Origin of the sequence: Paenibacillus kobensis NBRC 15729, from assembly GCF_004000825.1 — a bacterium.
GTDB lineage: Bacteria > Bacillota > Bacilli > Paenibacillales > Paenibacillaceae > Paenibacillus_T > Paenibacillus_T kobensis.
This window is the reverse complement of the sequence record NZ_BILZ01000017.1, coordinates 40556-54618: the sequence shown is the minus strand read 5'-3', so window position 1 is coordinate 54618 and position 14063 is coordinate 40556. Positions and strand designations below refer to the sequence as shown.

Below are 14063 nucleotides of genomic sequence, written 5' to 3'. Positions count from 1 at the left end.
CTTACTTCTCTCTAGTCTTGTCCTGCGGAAAGAACAGAATATCGAAATACTCCGAGTGCTCCGTTCCTTCGGACTCCATCTTCTGTTTCACTGCCGATACGAACAGCCGCATGCCTTGTTCTACGGTCTCCTGTTCGCCCGGTTCCAGAAGGTTGAGCGCCTCTCTTACGGAACGGTTAAGAGGTTCTGGCGTTCCTCCACGAATTCCTTGCCGCGTCGCTTCCGTCAGTGTAATCTTCACGGCCCGTTTGTCATCTGGATCCGGAGTTTTCATGAGAATGCCCTTGGATGTCAATCGTTCCACGATATCGGACACCGTGCTCTGGGTCATTTTGAGGTTCTGTGTGAGCTGCTTGACACTAGTCGGTTCATGCTGCAGCACATCGGCAATCACCCTTGCTTGAGGAACCGTGACGCCGTACTCCTCGGCATGCTTCTGCAGACTCTTCATCATATAACGGTGCAAAAAATCGATCGATTCACGCAGCAAATCGTCTCTGTCCAATCTGTTCATCCTCCCTTCCAATTAGACCGTACCGGACTGACTGTCGATACATCGTACCAGATGCATCGGATGCGATTAATCGTACACGATGTATCCAGGGAAGTCAACGCTATTAAGCAATCACTTGTTATAATGCGGTATTCGCATAAGGGATAACCCTCCGGTGCTCGTCCAGAAAGCAAAAATAAGCCGAAGCAAAGGTTGCCCTTGCCCCGGCCATATCGTATTTATTAACTCGCACAGTAGTTTAATCCTTGCTATTGCTCAATTAATTTCCCGTTCTCGAGAACGTACACTCTATCGCACCAAGCCAACACCCGCTCGTCATGCGTCACCATCACCGCGCTCTTGTTCCGCTCCTTCACTTGCCGTGCGAGCATCTGGACGATATCAAGCCCCCGCGCCGCATCCAAGCTTGCAGTCGGTTCGTCCGCGAACAGTACAGACGGATCGTTCATCAAGGCTCTTGCGATCGCGACCCGCTGCCGCTCCCCTCCGGAGAGCTTCTCCGGGTAAGCCGTCCGGCGATGGGACAGTCCCATCTGATCGAGAAGCTCCCGAGCCCGTTCGGCCGCCTTCGTCTTGCTGACTCCCGCAAGATTCGCGACCAGTCTCAATTGCTCTTCCACTTTCAAGTAAGGAATCAGATTGGCGCTCTGAAAAATAAATCCGAGCTTCCGGAGCCTGACATCGGCAAGCTCCTGCTTGCCCATACGGTTGATCGGTTCGCCATCGAGCAGCACTTCGCCGCTTGACGGTTCAAGCAGCGCTCCCGCCACGGACAGAAACGTACTTTTGCCTGATCCCGACGGACCGATGACGGCAACGAGCTCCCCTTCGGCCGCTTTAAAATCCAACTTATCAAGAATGACCCTCGCCGTGCCGCCGTCTTCGAAAGAGCGAGTGATCGCCCGTAATTCCAACCGGTTCTTCATGCAGCCGCCCTCCCTATCGCATCCAATGCGTCGATTCGCGCAACCTTCCACACCGAGAATAATGAACCTGACACAGACATCGCAATGAAGACCGCGGACGTCCATACGAAGGTGGAGGAACCTAGCCGGAACGGCATCGATTCGGGCAATGCGATTTCAAATAATCGGACCAATATACCGCTCAGTACCAGGCTGCCGACCGACAACACCAACACTTGCAGCGTTACGCTCCTCGCCAAGTAAGCGGTGCGGGCTCCTATTGCTTTTAAGATGCCGAACTGGCTTGTTTTCTGAATCGTAATGACATAGAAAAATACGGCCAGCACAAAAGCGGAAATGATAAACAAGAACACGATCATCATCGTTAAGGTGCCCTGCTCTTCCTTGTATCCCGGAATTGCCGACACGGCGGCAGACTTCTTAATCACCTCCATGCCGGGCAACGCGGCTTGAAGCTCGCTCCCTTGTGCCGTTGCGCCTTTAATGGCGATGGCATTATATACGGGTTGGTCTGCTTGCGATTGAATGGCGAGCCAATCCCGCTGATTCACAAATACGACCGGCGCATGGCTGAACGACTCGTTCCTGACAAAGCCGCTGACGGTGAACTTCGTTCCCGATGGTTGATCGACGAGAATCGTGCCGATCGACACTCCTTCTTCCGAAAGCTTCTGATCGACCATGACTTGTCCCGCTGCATCAGCCGATAGGGACGAGCCCGTTATGACCGCTGGCGACAGCCAGCCGTCCGGCTCAACGGCGAGAATCGTAACGTCCACTTTCTTCGTTCCGCCGAACGGAACGACCGTCGTCATTCGCAAGCCAAGCAGTTCGGCGTTGTTCTTGCCGACGATCCGTTCAGCGGCTTCAAGCTTGGCGTGATCAACCTGGGACCGGGTGAACCGGTGATTCGAACCCTGTTCCAGAACAAAATGAGTTGCCGCCATATTTTGAACGGAAGAGGCATTATCATAGGCAAGTCCTTGCGCAAGACCCGTGATGAACAGAACCAGAAAAGCGATAAGCACCATGATTGTTGCAATTAATGAATACCGAGCTTTAGCAAACCGCATTTCGCGCAGAGCCAGATACATTCTGCTTCCCTCCTTCTTCATGGTTAAAGTATAGGAAGCGAAAATGAACGGCGAATGAATAACGTGTTACAACTGCGGTAATGTCACCGTAAAGACCGTCCCGCTGGGTGAGCTGGCGACCTCGATGCTACCGTCGTGAATTTGTACAATTTTTCTTACAATCGCAAGCCCTAGTCCCGTCCGGCCGGATGAACGCTCGCGTGCGCGGTCCGCCCGATAGAACCGGTCGAATAGGAATGGCAAATGCTCAGACGCAATGCCCGGACCTGTATCCCGAATCGAGATGACGCATTGCGAATTCGTCTGCTCCGCCCGTATTTCAATGCTGCTTCCGCTTGGGATATGATGGACGGCATTGCTAAGCAAATTCATCCACACCTGCATGAGCAGCACCTCATCCCCATTCAGCATAATCGAATCGGGCACGGATATTTTCAGCAGCAGCTCCTTCTCCTCGATCTTCCATTGGAGCACCTGCACGGTTTGACGGATATGATCCCGCAAGGAAAAGGTCTGCTTGTTCAAAGCTTCGTTCCCTTGCTCCAGCGACGACAGCAGCAGCAATTGTTTGCTGAGCAGCGAGAGATGGCGGCTTTCTTGCTCGATAACCGAGGCGTAGTGCTCCCTCTCTTCGGTTGGCAGATCACGCTCTGACAGCACCTTGGCAAAACCTTGGATCGATGTGAGCGGAGATTGAATCTCATGCGACACATTCGATACGAATTGCTGCCGCGCCTGATCAACCCGCTCCAATTCACGGCTCATGCTCGTAAAATGCTCCGCCAGTTGCCCGATTTCATCCCTTCTTCGGATCGGCAATTCGAGATTATAATTCCCTTGGGCAACTCGCTGCGTCGCTTCGGACAGACGTACGATCGGCTTGACCAAATACCTCGTGCTCAGCAGAAAAATAAGTACGCTAATGACGACGGCAAGCAGACCGATTAACGCAAAGAAAATACGCAGCTCGCCGAACTGCAAAATGACATCCGGCCGTATGAACAAAGCATAATTCCGGTTATTCAGTTGAATGGGCATACCGACGGTATTGCTTAGCGAGTTTTCGAAGAAGCCTGAGATGAACGGTTTGTTCGGAAATCGGGCAACGCCGTGATAGAGCTCTCCGCTAATGACCGAGGCAACCGTCGAATCTGCCAAATCCCGTGCGCGGAATTCGTGCCCGTAGTACCGGTCATCCCCTTGCCCGTCCGTGATGTAAATTTGATAACCGAGCGCTGCCGCATTACGCAAATACGCTTCCGCATCATCCGTCTCAGTCTCCTTCTCCGCGAACTGCTTCATTTGCACCGCTATGTTCATCAGCTTCTCGTCGTTGAACGGCTTCAGCTTCGCATGATAGTACATATTCGAGAAGAGAAAGCCCAGCATGCTGCTCGCGAGGATTACCGCTATCGTCGTGAGGAGGACTCGAAAATATAACGACTTCAATGCGTCTTCACCTCTACCTTATAGCCTACGCCGCGCACGGTCTGAATCGCGAAATCGTCCGCATAATCGGCGAACCGCTGCCGCAGCCGTTTAATATGGACATCCACCGTCCGGTCATCGCCCTCGTAATCCGCTCCCCATACGAGCCGGATCAGCTCGTCGCGAGAGAACAGCCTTCCCGGGTACTGTGCCAGCTGAGAGAGCAGCTCGAATTCCTTCATCGGCAACAGCAGCACGCTCTCCCCATCGGACACTTCGATGTTCTGCCGGTCGATTACAATTCGGTTCATCCGGATAAGATCGCTGGACACACGGTGATACCGTCGAAACAACGCTTTGACTCGGAAGACGATCTCCTCGGGTTCGAACGGCTTTGTTACATACTCGTCCGTTCCGTTCTCATACCCGAGCTTCTTATCCGACAGTTGATCGCGTGCCGTAAGCATGATGACCGGAATATCGTAATTTTGTCTAATGTGGTCGCATAGCTCGTACCCGTCCATTCCCGGCATCATCACATCGATTATGGCTAGATCGATCGCAGCCTCCTGCATCTTCTTGACCGCTTCCAACCCGTCCGGCGCCTCGTACACTCGATACCCTTCCTTCGACAGCACATACCGAAGAAGCTCCCTAATTTGTGCATCGTCATCGACAAGAAGCAAATGCTTCATCATTTCCCGCTCCGACCTTTCCTGCCTCTAAGCTATAAATACCATTGATGTCATGATAGCATGTCAGGTTCTCGCTGTTCAAAAAGAGAAAGAACTCTAATCCGATTCAGATTAGAGTTCAGATTAGAGTTCTGGCCTTAAAGCTGCTTTTAAATACTCTTATCGATACATGCGGTCAGCCGCTGCTCAATATCAGCAGCAATGCTCATCAGAGCCTCGCTCTCGATCATTCCCATGAACGACGTCGGCTTCGGCATGCCGATCTTCGTCTTGCCGTTCTCCGCATACACGGCCAGCTTGCAAGGGAGGAAATAGCCGACCAGCGGATTTTCCGACAGAACGCGCTTCGCTTCCACCGGATTGCATACCTCAAGGATGTAATATGGCATGTCGAACTCGACGCCCTTCTCATTGAGCTTACCCTTCAAATCCAACTGCCATAAAACGCCGAAGCTCTCGGTCTTCAAATTTTCCGTCAGCGCTTCGATTGCTTGATCGGGTGTTTTGGTCGTTTCAACCGTATAGTGGAACATCGTTATCGTTCAGCTCCCTTCGATTTTCATTGCTTTATCGTTTCCTTAATTAGCCTCAACCAATCAATAGGAACGACCGCTATTTCATCCAAGGAGAACAGATGCCGCAGCGCGTCGCATATAACCGCCTAAATCCCCTTCTTCGCAGAATGCGGGCTGCCTTTCTGCTGTGAGAACGGCTTGGTGACAAAATGACAACAACGTCATCTATAGAAAGCTGTTTGCGCCAAACGTACGGCAGACGCCCGAGCGATATGTTAATCGAGCCGGGAATATTCCTCTTCCAATAATCGGAGGCATCCCGGACATCGAGCATTTTCACATTGAGATCGTTATTCGCCGTCTCCCCCTCTTCCTTGCCTTGAATATAACGAAGAGAAGGTACCGGCAAGAGCCCATACAGAACCCGCAATACCACTGCACTGGCCAAGATATAAACAAATATCATTCTATGAGCTCCTTTCTGACCATCATCTCGGAAGCAGACAAAAACATTAAAGGATAGACGCCCAAATCTTTATAGCCGTGAACATAATCAGCACAATCAAACCGTATCGCAGCACTTTAACATTGACTCTGGAGCTTACCTTAGAGCCAAGCGACGCACCGATTAAGCTACCGATAACGATATAGACAGTTGGCCAGAACGGAATATCTCCCCCCGCTATTTTCCCGATGACTCCGCCGATTGCAGATATAAAGACGATCGCAAGCGAAGATGCTATAGTCGTTCGAGTTGGAATCTTCAGAACCGTCAGCATGATCGGAATAAGAATGAATGCCCCTCCGGCACCTACGATGCCTGACACAATTCCAACTCCAAAAGCAGCTCCTACCGCAATATATTTATTAAAACGAAGATCAACCGCATAGGTTTCCTCCGTCCCTTTTCCTGGGATTAGCATAAGTATAACGGCAACAACGGCAAGAATACCGTACATAATGTTAATCGCATTACCATGCAATTCAGCAGATATAAATCCGCCAGCCAGACTTCCGGCCAGAATGCTGCTGCCCATATACAGTACAAGCCCTCTGTGTATGACTGCCGATCCAGTTCTCGTTTTATTGCTTTTTCGGAATGCCAGTAGTCCCGCTAGCGATGAGAAAAAAACCTGGAACATGCTAATGGACGAGACCTGATGCTCGGAGAAATGTGCAACACCGAATAGAGAAGGCACATATAACAATAGCGGATAGTTAATAATGGCGCCGCCAATTCCCAGCAGTCCCGAAAAGAAGGAACCGACTAATCCGAGTAAAAAGGTGACGATAAACAGCAAAACGTCCATTGGTCGCCCCCATTCTAGTTCTAAGATGACATTCAATTAAATAACAGTGTACGAATAATCCGATCCCTATTATAATAAAACCAAGTAAGTAAATAGGAATGGGGTGTGAAGTGTGCTGACCAAATTATTATCTCTTTTCGAAAACAAATGCCCGGTCTGCAATCACAAGCTTCACGCGGAACGCGACGCGGTTTGCACGACCAAGTTTTGCCCGCAAGGCCATTACAGAGAAGAGACCTACTGCTCACTGGGCGTAACCATTGTTTTTGATAGTTTGAAATAAGCGAACACGACGAGGGTCATGTTCGCTTATTCCATCTATACTTTTTTTACATAAAACTTATGGATTCCATTGTCTTCCTCATGACCGAGGAGCTCGTGATTGGTTTGCTTAACCCATGCTTGGAAGTCGTTTACGGAGCCTTTATCCGTCGACAACACCTCCATCACCTGACCGCTAGCAAGCCCGTCCAACGCTTTCTTCGCTTTCACAATCGGCATCGGACATGCCATTCCTTTCGTATCCACAACAAGATCTGTTTTCATCCCGTTTACTCCTCCTTTTTATTTATCATGCACAGCACATCGGTTTGGCCCGATTTCCATCTCGCGTTGTTCTTCTTCGCTTGGCGTCAATTTCCCCATATTGGTCTGCCGTATCTCTTGATACGAATTCGGCTGCGGAGGCAAATTCTCCGTAACCGTGCGGCGAAACCGCTCCTCTTCCTGAATGTTTAGTCCCGGATTATTCTTATAAAGATCAGACAGTCTAGCCATCACTTTGCCGCCTTCGCCCAATTCGGTCACTTTGCCAAAATGAGCCGGAAGCACGATCAAATCCTTCGACAGCTTTTTGTAACGGCTGTAAAGCGTTTCGCGCAGATCACCAACCCAGTCCCCCGCTTTGCCTGCAAGGTCGGGACGGCCGATCGATTCAATAAACAGGATATCTCCGGTCAGCAAATACTGGTCGTCCACAATAAACGATGTACTGCCGATCGTATGGCCCGGTGAATAAACCGGCTGAATGCGAATCGTCGTGCTTCCAACCGTAATGTCATGGCCTTCCTCTAACTTCTTGTAATCGAACGTTACTTCCTCAGCATCCTTGGGCGGCAGCCAATAGGCGGCGCCCGTTCGCTCAGCAAGCTTCCGTCCTCCGGAAATATGGTCGGCATGAAGATGGGTGTCAAGCGCGTGTTTGATTTGCGCACCTTGTTCTTTGGCGATTTGCTCAAACACATCCGTCATCCGCAGCGTATCAATGACGGCTGCCTCGCCGTTAGAAATTACCATGTAAGACAAGCAGCCTTTGCCGATTCGAACGAACTGATACAGTGACCCGCCGCGATTCAGTTCACCAATCTTTACCGGCTCCAAGTGCTCGCTCCATGACTTCATGCCGCCTTCGAGGTAGTACACGTTGCTTCTGCCCGCTTTGATAATTTGCTCCGCTACGAACTTCGAAGACCCTTCTTTCGCGCAAACAACAAGCACCTTTTTGCCGTCAGGAATTTGATCCAATGAATCGTCAACGCCATCCAGCAGATCGAAGTAGGGAATATTGATAATCTCGATGCTATCCCCTTCGATTTTCCAATCGTTAAAGTCACTTTCGTTACGTACGTCGAGAATGAACAGCTGTTCCTTGGCCAGAACGATTCGAGTAAGTTCCTTAGCCGTCATGACGCTCAGTTCTAGCTCTGTCGAAGAAGCCATCTGTCAGTTCCCCCTTAAGGTAATTAGAACGTTAACGTAACATTTGCATCTTTGGCGAAATCAAGGAAAGTAACAGCGCCTCCAACCTCAATGCCATCGATAAAATCTTCCTTCGTCAAATTCATGACATCCATCGTCATTTGGCATGCGATGATTTTGACGCCTAACTCTTGAGCCATTTGAACGAGCTGAGGAATGCCTGGAATATTGGCATTCTTGAATCCTTCGGCAATATGCTCTGCGCCTGCCGGCAGCGGCAGTTGGTGATGCGCCTGCTTATGAATCAGGTTCAGCCCTTCAAAGGTGAAGAAAATAGCTACCTCCGCTTCCGTTGCCGCTGAAGCCGTTGCGATATTGAACACTTTATAGGCATCGAATAATCCACCGTTGCTTGCGATAATGGCTACTTTTGTACTCATGTTTAATTACCTCCGTTGGGTTTATTATGTCTTAGTGATTTCCTTCTGTTGTTCCCGTCCATTCGGACATTCCCGGCTCTACATTTTTTACTTTCTTGAAGCCCTGCTCAGCCAGCCACTGGCAGGCAAGATCGCTGCGGGCGCCAGTGCGGCAGATAACATGGATGTCATCCTCCCGATTTAGCTCGTCAAGACGGCTTTCCAAATCACCTAGAGGAATCGATATAGCGCCTGGAATGCGATTAAATGCATATTCAGCAGGCTCGCGAACATCCAGAACCGTCGTTTTACTGTTACTGGCCATTATTTGATGAAGCTCTTCATTGGACACAACATGAGGATGCTTCTTCTCCTCCTTGACCTCGTTAGGACTTGATTTACGAATAAAATGCTTAAGAACATCTCCTTCTTCCGTAGTCCCCAAGTACTGATGTCCCGTATTCTTGGCCCATCCTTGTATGTCTGCAAGCGAGCCTTTATCTGTCGCTTGCACTTCTATAACTTGACCAGGTTGAAGCTGATCCATCGCTTTCTTCGTTTTCACAATCGGCATTGGACAAGCAAGACCTTTGCAATCCAGCGTTTGATTCACTTTAATGTCCGGCAAACATTAAACCTCCTTAAGTGATGAATGATGAATCGAGTTCATGACCACTTATAACATTTCTATATCATTGTTTATTTATGCTTTATACGGGTACCCCTATGGGTATAAATATATGCTAATGCAGTTGGTTTGTCAATCCTGCAGGACTGGGTAATACCGGAAGCGGTAGCGCCATGGCGTTTAAGAGGCTTTTCCCTGCTTCAAACGTGAAGAACGGATCCAATCCACAATTAAATAAACATTTGGAATCAAAGCAGTAATCAAGAGGAAGACGAATTCCCCGTTTTTGAATAATTCATCTAATTCAGGCTTCGACCTGATCATATAGATCGCTAAGCCTACCACCATAGCCGTCATGGAAAAGGAAAATGGCTTATGATCCTTTAACGAGAAGGTATGCGTTAAGCCGATAACAGCTAAATATATAAATAAACTTACTTTGATAAACAAACTGGATAACCAGACTGCAAAAAGCACAGGATCTAAATTTTCGAGCGTGGATCCGGCACGGATATTGCGTATCAGTTCTAGCTGGGGGTAAGGCAGGTTAGCAGCTAAATAGGGACCGAAAACAAGAATAGCAGGAATCAGATTGGACAACACAATAATTACGGATGTAATCGTTGCCCATCTCAACGATTTCATCGTCTTTGTATAATTGTCAAAAAAGGGAAATATGAGAGGAATAAACGCCATTTCCGCATACAGCGCTGTGATCAGATAGGCGCCATTCCATATCCCTTTAAAATCAAAATGATTCACCAATGCTATTGCCATTGGATACTTGATTTCCTGATGCACGAAAAAGGGGACAAACAGCACCCCAATAACGCTCAAGAAAAATATTCCTTGCGAGCTGCGAAAAATCGATCCAACTCCGGAACGAACCGAATAGGCAAGACATATTCCGAACAGGCCGGATATGGCCCATTCTGGTGTACCAGGCAAGTAAACAATGACAATAAAATCCTGTAATTGTCTCAACACAGTACCTGCTGATATTAAGAAAGAGATAATCATCGTGCCCATTAGAGGATAGTGCAGCCACCCTAAAATATCTTTGCCGTAATTCCCCAAAAATTGAGTCGGTCTCCGGATTGCCAGTCTATAGGACAAGTAAGTAATCATTAGCCCCGCAGCAGCGCCCACAATTAAGGATAGCCATGACATAAAATGGGCGTTCCTGGCTAGTGTACTAATGAAGAACCCCAGTGTGGTTGTAAAAAGAAAATGGGAGAACAGCATATAAATCTGCGACTGGGTTACTCGATCCATCGTATATTCTCCCTTTCATTTTTCCATTCGAATGATTTTTTCAATGGGTCCGAATACGGTTTGAATCCCCTCAGCTATTGTCCATTGCTCCCTGAAATAATATAAGGCTTCAAAGCATAGAAATAACAAGGCAGCAGTACCAAGCACATATTGAAAAGTGCGCTTTTTGCGTTTTTTATGTTTCATATAGCGCCACTCATAACAAACAATGCAGACGTACAGGATGCCAATGACGATCATTACTCCACCTCGTTTAGCGGATCTGTTGTTACGTGTACATCATGACGATATGTACCTACCTGCTTGACCTTGATGCTCGTTTGCATCTCTACTTTGATACTGCTGTATAGAGCCCGCCAACGTGGCTTCATATTCTTCCACTTCCCGGGATAATTCCAATCTATGTATTCTCCAATTCGGAAGGGATCTGATTGTACTTTTTTAGTCTTGTCTATGGTTCTAATCATTCGCTCGTTTACTTTCATGTCGAGACTTTTTCCGAGTTTATTCAACTGTTTACTATCCAACAAGTTAATATTCGAATTCGACGAAAGTACTTCTGCTTCAGCCTTACATTTAATGAATATTTCGACTTGATCTTCTCTGACTTTGGGGATGATGTGAGTGTGCAGGTTTTTGATCATGAAGCTTATATCTTTGCCATCGGTCGGAGAAGGAACCGAAATTTCCGCATCCTTCAGCTTTCCAAGAATCCACAATCCCCCCCGCATTTCACTTGTATTTAATGTGCCCACCATCTTTCCTTGCTTAAAAATAGCAGCACCACTGGTTCCCATCCACGTTTGTTCCTTTTCCTTTTCGCTTTCAATTCTTGTTCTTCCAAATTTAAGAATCGGCAAAATAATATCACCTCCGGTGTAGTTGAGCATTAGAAAATCCTTAATTGTGGTATCCACAGTTACACGTGAATTGGCATATCCCACCAAGATATCTGTTGGAAATCTTTCCATTATAGCAGAAATCTTTTCGATTTCTTTGGCCTTTCCGGGCGTTACAAACAGGTAGGCGTTCATATGAATCGTCGGTTCACGCGCCAAGAAATCCAGGATCGGCTCGATTCCTTCTTCGGCTAATTGCCTGCCGATTATAATTGCACGTGTTTGACCGAAGCTGATTTTCCGTGACAAATCTGATTGTATTTTACGATAAGCTTCGCCAAAGTCCTTTCCCGTATTAGAAATGTACGTGTATGGTTTACCGGCTTGCTCTCCCCCTCCTCCTCCTGCCGATCCAGGAATCAATCGGCTGGGCAACGTAAAATCGAGGGAAAGCTCGAGACCTGATTGGGTTTTATCCAAAACCGCCATTCGCACAAAAGCACGGTCATTTAATTCGATGGATGACCAACAACCGGTAAGGAACAACAGGGACAGTAAACCAAATACACATTTCAATCTCCTTCATCCTCCCTTTCCAACGCCCATTTACGGGGATTCACCCGCTGTCTCGAAGGATTTGTCCCCGTAATGAAAGGACGTTTCTTCATCAGCCACCAGGGAACTCTAGATAAGGTGTCCTTAAGATCGCTCATTACCATAGGCACGATTGGATACAGATATGGCGTACCAAAGGAACGCAAATTGACTAGATGAATGTAGATAAGTAGGATCCCGCAGGATACGCCGAATAAGCCAAAAGCACCAGCCAAAATCATGATCGGAAACCGTAAAAACCGCAAGGCCAAGCCTAGATCATAGTGTGGATTAATAAAGGAGGAAATGCCTGTCAACGAAACAATAATGACCATCGATGCCGATACAATTCCAGCTTGAACGGCAGCAGTGCCTATTATGAGTGCCCCGATAATTGACACCGCTTGACCGATCGCTTTGGGGATTCGCACCGCCGCTTCCCGCAATGCTTCGAAGGATACCTCCATAATTAATGCTTCTACCAAAGCAGGAAAGGGCACAACCTCCCGTGATGACGTGACCGTGACAAGCAGCTTTGCCGGGATCATCTCTGGATGAAACGTCGTGACTGCGATATAAAATGAGGGTAAGAACAAAGAAATCATGACAAAGAAGTAACGGATCCAACGGATCCATGTCGCTGCAATATACCTTTGATAGTAGTCCTCTGCGGACTGCATCATCATAAAAAAAGTAGTCGGTGCAAGCAATGTGAGTGGCGTGCCATCCACCAAAATGGCTACTCGCCCCTCCAGTAAGGAAGCCGTAACTGTATCCGGACGCTCGGTATTTTGCAACTGAGGGAAAGGCGAAAATGGACAGTCCTCAATAAAATCTTCTATATAGCTGCTTCCGAGAATACTGTCAACTTCAATATCCGCCAATCGCTTTTTCACTTCATCTACTAGCTCTTGTTTGCAAATGCCATGAACATACGCGACTACAACTCGGGTTTGTGTCATGGATCCGATCAGCATTGTTTCCATCTTTAATTCAGGAGTTTTTAGTCGTCTTCGGATCAGGGTCAGATTAATGTCCAGGTTTTCTATAAAAGCTTCTCGTGGTCCCCGTAATACGGCCTCATTCGGTGGATCTACGATTGATCTAGTCTCGTAGGAAGTGATTGAGAAATCAATCATTCTCTGTTCGTCCTCGACAAGTAGCAGGGCATGTCCGTTTAGAACAGTCGACACCCCTTGCTGCAAGGTCGTTATCTCTGTCTGATGAATAACAGACAACTGCTTCTGTTCAAAGATTTGAAACCGGAATTGATTCGCGTCCTGTACTTTTAAAGATAAGATACGATTCAGAACTTCTTCTTGAATCGTATTCAGGTCAATCATGCCACTCATATAGATCAATGCACACTTCTGATTAGGACCTGCAACGAATGTGTGATAAACCACATCGGAACAGTTGACCAACTGTTGACGAATCCAGTCAAGACGTTTCTCTAACGGTCCAGCGTTTATTATGGAAATGTCAGCGTCAGCTTGATCTTGATTGTTGGGGGATGCACCCTTATTATGCTGGCTTTTTAAAGCTCCATTTTGCTTTCGGATATACCATTGAAATAACGACATGATCTGTTCCCCCTCGTCTTTGATGTAGTTTCGATAGGTCACCATTGTCTCCATGAAGGAGCCAGACCTAAGCCATAGGTGGATCGGCACATATTTCCAATCCCGTTATAATAAACCAGCCCACATAATGATGAGTATCTCCACCAGCCAACCCGATTATTATAAGAACGGCCTTCTATTACGCTTTCGTTAAAAATAAAAAAAGCCGCAACTACGCGACTTTTAAGCATATATGTTCTTGTCACCCGACATTCAGCCAGCACCACTTCGTTATGTAGTTATTTTACTTTAAAAAGTAGTCCCCTCGATGCAACAGCTTGTTTCTGATGTCGATAAACTCGTGGGAGGCGTTTTCTCTTGAAATTACACCTGCTAAAAATGGAGGACATCTATGGTATGAGCTATAGCTCTAGTGGCTTCCTTGAACACCTACCTCTTTCTTATCGTTCTTTTTCCACTCTGTTACGATATTGCAATATGCTGAGTTTTGTGCAACCCATCCCTTTTCTACAAGAGTATTCATCTGTATTGTTATCCATATTATA

16 protein-coding genes are annotated in these 14063 nt (G+C 47.5%); all 16 read right to left on the bottom strand.

The genetic code is table 11. The annotated features are described in order from the left end of the window. Position 1: 1 nt before the first annotated feature. The 16 genes from PKO01S_RS12300 to PKO01S_RS12225 all read right to left on the bottom strand — a co-directional run bounded on the left by PKO01S_RS12300 (position 2) and on the right by PKO01S_RS12225 (position 13518). The gene (locus PKO01S_RS12300; RefSeq protein WP_127531642.1) at positions 2–514 is read right to left on the bottom strand and encodes a MarR family winged helix-turn-helix transcriptional regulator; all 513 of its coding nucleotides are present in this window, start codon (positions 512–514) and stop codon (positions 2–4) included. Between the two features lie 248 nt (positions 515–762). Then, positions 763–1440: an ABC transporter ATP-binding protein gene (locus PKO01S_RS12295; RefSeq protein WP_127531641.1), complete on the bottom strand. Its 678-nt coding sequence runs from the start codon at positions 1438–1440 to the stop codon at positions 763–765. Continuing rightward, positions 1437–2534, bottom strand: coding sequence for an ABC transporter permease (locus PKO01S_RS12290; protein ID WP_127531640.1), 1098 nt, complete (start codon positions 2532–2534; stop codon positions 1437–1439). The genes PKO01S_RS12295 and PKO01S_RS12290 overlap by 4 nt, the downstream gene beginning before the upstream one ends. Before the next feature lie 66 nt (positions 2535–2600). Beyond that, complete coding sequence (locus PKO01S_RS12285; RefSeq protein ID WP_127531639.1) at positions 2601–3983, bottom strand: sensor histidine kinase; 1383 nt, start codon at positions 3981–3983, stop codon at positions 2601–2603. Beyond that, positions 3980–4657: a response regulator transcription factor gene (locus tag PKO01S_RS12280; protein WP_127531677.1), complete on the bottom strand. Its 678-nt coding sequence runs from the start codon at positions 4655–4657 to the stop codon at positions 3980–3982. Before PKO01S_RS12280 ends, PKO01S_RS12285 begins: the two co-directional genes overlap by 4 nt. Before the next feature lie 149 nt (positions 4658–4806). After that, positions 4807–5190, bottom strand: coding sequence for a DUF302 domain-containing protein (locus PKO01S_RS12275; protein ID WP_127531638.1), 384 nt, complete (start codon positions 5188–5190; stop codon positions 4807–4809). A gap of 79 nt (positions 5191–5269) precedes the next feature. Then, positions 5270–5638: a rhodanese-like domain-containing protein gene (locus PKO01S_RS12270; protein WP_127531637.1), complete on the bottom strand. Its 369-nt coding sequence runs from the start codon at positions 5636–5638 to the stop codon at positions 5270–5272. 46 nt (positions 5639–5684) lie between these two features. Further along, positions 5685–6482 carry a sulfite exporter TauE/SafE family protein gene (locus PKO01S_RS12265; RefSeq protein WP_127531636.1) on the bottom strand — a complete coding sequence of 266 codons (798 nt, stop codon included), beginning with the start codon at positions 6480–6482 and terminating at the stop codon, positions 5685–5687. A gap of 318 nt (positions 6483–6800) precedes the next feature. Next, positions 6801–7028, bottom strand: a complete 228-nt coding sequence (locus PKO01S_RS12260) for a sulfurtransferase TusA family protein (RefSeq protein WP_127531635.1) — start codon at positions 7026–7028, stop codon at positions 6801–6803. Between the two features lie 18 nt (positions 7029–7046). Beyond that, positions 7047–8201: an MBL fold metallo-hydrolase gene (locus PKO01S_RS12255; RefSeq protein WP_127531634.1), complete on the bottom strand. Its 1155-nt coding sequence runs from the start codon at positions 8199–8201 to the stop codon at positions 7047–7049. A 23-nt stretch (positions 8202–8224) separates the two neighbouring features. Next, entirely contained in the window at positions 8225–8620 is a 396-nt protein-coding gene (locus PKO01S_RS12250) for a DsrE/DsrF/DrsH-like family protein (protein ID WP_127531633.1), read from the bottom strand. Between the two features lie 31 nt (positions 8621–8651). Continuing rightward, positions 8652–9227, bottom strand: coding sequence for a sulfurtransferase TusA family protein (locus PKO01S_RS12245; protein WP_322789956.1), 576 nt, complete (start codon positions 9225–9227; stop codon positions 8652–8654). A gap of 180 nt (positions 9228–9407) precedes the next feature. After that, entirely contained in the window at positions 9408–10502 is a 1095-nt protein-coding gene (locus PKO01S_RS12240) for a GerAB/ArcD/ProY family transporter (protein WP_127531632.1), read from the bottom strand. Between the two features lie 15 nt (positions 10503–10517). Beyond that, positions 10518–10742, bottom strand: a complete 225-nt coding sequence (locus PKO01S_RS12235) for a hypothetical protein (protein WP_127531631.1) — start codon at positions 10740–10742, stop codon at positions 10518–10520. Beyond that, complete coding sequence (locus PKO01S_RS12230) at positions 10742–11917, bottom strand: Ger(x)C family spore germination protein (protein ID WP_127531630.1); 1176 nt, start codon at positions 11915–11917, stop codon at positions 10742–10744. The genes PKO01S_RS12235 and PKO01S_RS12230 overlap by 1 nt, the downstream gene beginning before the upstream one ends. Continuing rightward, positions 11914–13518, bottom strand: coding sequence for a spore germination protein (locus tag PKO01S_RS12225; protein WP_127531629.1), 1605 nt, complete (start codon positions 13516–13518; stop codon positions 11914–11916). The genes PKO01S_RS12230 and PKO01S_RS12225 overlap by 4 nt, the downstream gene beginning before the upstream one ends. Between the last annotated feature and the right edge of the window lie 545 nt (positions 13519–14063).

Excerpts from the sequence above, each read along its gene's own strand:
- PKO01S_RS12225 (WP_127531629.1), bottom strand. The coding sequence starts at position 13,518 with ATGTCGTTATTTCAATGGTATATCCGAAAGCAAAATGGAGCTTTAAAA.
- PKO01S_RS12265 (WP_127531636.1), bottom strand. The coding sequence starts at position 6,482 with ATGGACGTTTTGCTGTTTATCGTCACCTTTTTACTCGGATTAGTCGGT.
- PKO01S_RS12255 (WP_127531634.1), bottom strand. The coding sequence starts at position 8,201 with ATGGCTTCTTCGACAGAGCTAGAACTGAGCGTCATGACGGCTAAGGAA.
- PKO01S_RS12260 (WP_127531635.1), bottom strand. The coding sequence starts at position 7,028 with ATGAAAACAGATCTTGTTGTGGATACGAAAGGAATGGCATGTCCGATG.
- PKO01S_RS12240 (WP_127531632.1), bottom strand. The coding sequence starts at position 10,502 with ATGGATCGAGTAACCCAGTCGCAGATTTATATGCTGTTCTCCCATTTT.
- PKO01S_RS12290 (WP_127531640.1), bottom strand. The coding sequence starts at position 2,534 with ATGTATCTGGCTCTGCGCGAAATGCGGTTTGCTAAAGCTCGGTATTCA.
- PKO01S_RS12235 (WP_127531631.1), bottom strand. The coding sequence starts at position 10,742 with ATGATCGTCATTGGCATCCTGTACGTCTGCATTGTTTGTTATGAGTGG.
- PKO01S_RS12300 (WP_127531642.1), bottom strand. The coding sequence starts at position 514 with ATGAACAGATTGGACAGAGACGATTTGCTGCGTGAATCGATCGATTTT.
- PKO01S_RS12280 (WP_127531677.1), bottom strand. The coding sequence starts at position 4,657 with ATGAAGCATTTGCTTCTTGTCGATGACGATGCACAAATTAGGGAGCTT.
- PKO01S_RS12250 (WP_127531633.1), bottom strand. The coding sequence starts at position 8,620 with ATGAGTACAAAAGTAGCCATTATCGCAAGCAACGGTGGATTATTCGAT.
- PKO01S_RS12270 (WP_127531637.1), bottom strand. The coding sequence starts at position 5,638 with ATGATATTTGTTTATATCTTGGCCAGTGCAGTGGTATTGCGGGTTCTG.
- PKO01S_RS12275 (WP_127531638.1), bottom strand. The coding sequence starts at position 5,190 with ATGTTCCACTATACGGTTGAAACGACCAAAACACCCGATCAAGCAATC.
- PKO01S_RS12295 (WP_127531641.1), bottom strand. The coding sequence starts at position 1,440 with ATGAAGAACCGGTTGGAATTACGGGCGATCACTCGCTCTTTCGAAGAC.